The sequence below is a fragment of the Microcystis sp. LSC13-02 genome (assembly GCA_002282935.1).
GTDB lineage: Bacteria > Cyanobacteriota > Cyanobacteriia > Cyanobacteriales > Microcystaceae > Microcystis.
Map to the genome: position 1 here is coordinate 8428 of MTBT01000004.1, position 3799 is coordinate 12226.

The 3799-nt window shown below is 43.2% G+C and carries 1 protein-coding gene and 1 pseudogene; both read left to right on the plus strand.

The features are described from left to right. Positions 1 to 175 precede the first annotated feature (175 nt). Positions 176 to 2800 carry an alanine--tRNA ligase gene (gene alaS, locus BGL89_RS00115; protein ID WP_286823593.1) on the plus strand — a complete coding sequence of 875 codons (2625 nt, stop codon included), beginning with the start codon at positions 176 to 178 and terminating at the stop codon, positions 2798 to 2800. A 70-nt stretch (positions 2801 to 2870) separates the two neighbouring features. Next, a pseudogene (locus BGL89_RS00120) lies at positions 2871 to 3710 on the plus strand (OLD family protein); the annotation flags it as partial. Positions 3711 to 3799: the final 89 nt, after the last annotated feature.

The window sequence follows — 3799 nt, forward strand, 5'->3', positions numbered from 1 at the left end:
TGGAATCTATTCCCCGTTTGCTTGCTTTGGGTTTAAGTGTGGAACAAATCGCTCAAGCTTTGGATTTAGACTTAGAACAAGTCCGACAAGCGGCGCGAGAGTAAAGGTGGAGAGTTAAAACGCAAAAATGCCACAATGGATAAAATAGGCATTTTCTGACTAACTGACATCTTCTATGAGTAACCACCTAAGCGGAAGCGAGATTCGCCAGCGATTTTTAGACTTTTTTGCGGCCAGAAACCATAAAATTCTCCCTAGTGCCTCTCTAGTCCCAGAAGACCCCACCGTTTTGCTGACTATTGCGGGAATGCTCCCTTTTAAACCGATTTTCTTAGGGCAAAAGACCCCAGAATTTCCCCGCGCTACCACTTCCCAAAAATGTATTCGCACCAACGATATCGAAAATGTCGGCCGGACTGCTAGACATCATACTTTTTTTGAGATGTTGGGCAATTTTAGCTTTGGTGATTATTTTAAAGAACAAGCGATCGCCTGGGCCTGGGAATTGTCCACAGAAGTTTTTAACCTTCCCCCGGAAAGATTAGTCGTTAGTGTCTTTAGGGAGGATGAGGAAGCTTTCGCTATCTGGCGCAATAAAATCGGTATTCCTGCCCATCGTATCCAAAAAATGGGCGAAGAGGATAACTTTTGGGTATCGGGTCCCACGGGTCCCTGTGGTCCCTGTTCGGAAATTTACTACGATTTTCACCCAGAATTAGGGGATAAAACCATCGATTTAGAGGATGATAGCCGTTTTATCGAGTTTTATAACCTCGTCTTCATGCAGTATAACCGCGACGCGGATGGCAATCTGACACCCCTAGCGAATAAAAATATCGATACGGGGATGGGTTTGGAACGGATGGCGCAAATCCTGCAAAAAGTCGCCAATAACTACGAAACTGACCTAATTTTCCCGATTGTCGCCGAAGCGGCCCGGTTAGCAGCCATAGACTACCAGAAAGCGGACGAAAAAACGAAAGTTTCCCTAAAAGTCATCGGCGATCATGTGCGTTCGGTAGTACACATGATAGCGGATGGTATCTCAGCATCGAATACTGACCGAGGTTACGTCCTGCGTCGTCTGATTCGGAGAGTAGTACGGCACGGGCGTTTAATCGGTATTGAAGGTCAATTTATCACCAAAGTGGCGGAAGTTGCGATCGCTCTTTCCGAGTCCGTCTATGGCAATGTTCGGGAACGAGAAACGGTGATCAAGGCAGAATTAGAGCGAGAGGAAGCGAGATTTTTAGAAACCCTAGAAAGAGGCGAGAAACTGCTCGAATCGATTCTAGAAAAAGAAAAAAGCCAGATTTCGGGAGTCGATGCCTTTACCCTTTATGATACCTATGGCTTCCCCCTCGAACTCACTCAAGAAATCGCCGAGGAGCAGGGTTTAAGCGTCGATACGGCGGGTTTCGAGCAGGAAATGAAAAAACAGCAGCAAAGATCAAAAGCCGCCCACGAAACCATAGATTTGACGGTACAGGGCAGTTTAGATAAGCTGGCGGAACATATTCACCCGACGGAATTTCTCGGTTATACGGATTTGCAAGCAACCGCAACAGTAACGGCAGTTTTGGTCGCCGGTAAAACGGTGGAATCGGCCGCATCAGGCACTGAGGTGCAGGTAGTTCTCGATAAAACCCCTTTTTATGCCGAATCGGGTGGACAAATCGGTGACAAGGGTTATTTAACCGGCGATAATCTGGTTATCCGCGTTGAGGATGTGCAGAAAGAATCGGGGATTTTTATCCATTTTGGTCGGATTGAGCGGGGAATTGTCACCACTGGCGATACAATTAATGCTCAGATCGATCGCTCCTGTCGTCGTCGCGCCCAAGCTAATCATACCGCCACCCATCTGCTACAATCGGCCCTGAAAAAGCTTGTCGATGGGGGGATTTCCCAAGCAGGTTCCCTCGTCAATTTCGATCGCCTCCGTTTTGATTTTAACTGTCCTCGTCCCCTGACTAGCGCTGAATTGCAACAGGTGGAAGAACAGATTAACACTTGGATTGCCGAAGCGCATGACACCGAGATAGCGGTGATGGGATTGGAAGAAGCGAAGCAGAAGGGAGCTATTGCCATGTTTGGCGAGAAATACGGCTCAGAAGTGCGAGTCATCGATATTCCTAGCGTTTCTATGGAATTATGCGGGGGAACTCACGTTAAAAATACCGCCGAGATCGGTTTATTTAAAATCATCTCCGAGACGGGAATCGCCGCGGGAATTCGTCGCATCGAAGCGGTGGCTGGCCCTGCCGTGTTAGCATACCTGAATGAACGGGATCAGGTGGTGCGGGATCTGTGCGATCGCTTTAAGGTCAAACCTCTGGAAATTCCCGATCGCATTACGGCCTTACAATCAGAGTTAAAGGGGACACAAAAGCAGTTAGAAACGATTAAACAGGAGTTAGCCCTAAATAAATCGGATGCTTTGCTATCTCAAGCCGAATCTATCGGCGAATTTAAGCTATTAGTCGCTTCTTTGGGCGATATTGATGCTAATGCTTTGATGGCCGCAGCCGAAAGACTACAGCAAAAATTAGGGGAAGGGGCAGTGGTTTTGGCCTCGACTCCCGCAGCTGATAAAGTGAGTTTAGTGGCCGCTTTTAGTCCCCTGGTGATTAAAGATAAGGGTTTACAAGCGGGTAAATTTATCGGTGCGATCGCTAAAATCTGCGCTGGTGGTGGTGGTGGTCGTCCCAATTTAGCTCAAGCTGGGGGACGAGATGCTAGTAAGTTAAGCGAAGCTTTAGCTAAGGCCAAAAGTCAGTTAACTAGCAGTTTACAATAGTTTTAAGGGTGGGCATTTTGTCCACCTTTAAAAAATTAGTTATCCTATCTGTGTGATTGGTAAAAATAATATGGAACTACTGATCAAGAATTTGGGATCAATTAGAAATAATAATCAAACCATAGATTTAACCAAGAAGTTTTATACTTTTATTGGTTACAATAATAGTGGCAAAACCCTAGTTTCTCAGCTTTTATGGACAATTTTTAATCATGACAATATTAGAAAGTTTTCCGAAAATACCCAAATTGATTCTTTAGTAATTGACCCTGAAAAACCTATTAAGATTAATCAAGAATTAATCGATGAGATTCTCAATAAATTTAGCCGATTTATTGAAAAAGAAGTTGTTAACACTTATAATCTTGATGCCAGTATTAAAGAAACGATCATTGGTTCCAATAAATTAATTTTTCAAGCGGATATTAAAGAATTTAAAGATAAAAGCTTCAGATCAACCTTTGTTGTTGACAATGATCTGGAGTATTTACAGATTAGCAAGGGCAAAGGTAGCCTAACAATAAATATAAAAGAACCTAATATACCTGAAAAAGTATTTGATCAAATACCCAGAGACTTTTTTGAGAGAGCTAAACCATCCAAGGAATCAGTAATTATTTCGTCAGTAATAACAGTGCTTTTGTCTCAGACAGAAGATACTTTTTTTATCCCCGCTAGTCGTAGCTTTTTTCCTGTTTTCTACCAGTACATTTATGAGATAGAGAGAAATAAAAGAAGTGAGTATAATCGTCGATTGCAAGAATTAATAGAAAATATTGATGATGATAGTGACACTAATAAAAATATATTCAAACGTCTTCAAGAACAATTACCCAAAAGGTCTTATACAGAACCAATGAATAAAGTGATTGAATCGCTTTATTCTCTCAATACCAAGAAAGAAATTAATTAGGGTTTGCTGAAAAAGTTTTTCGGTGGTGGTAGGAGTCAGGAGTCAGGAGTCAGGAGTCAGGAGTTTCAGGCTTTGTTGCCCTTGTT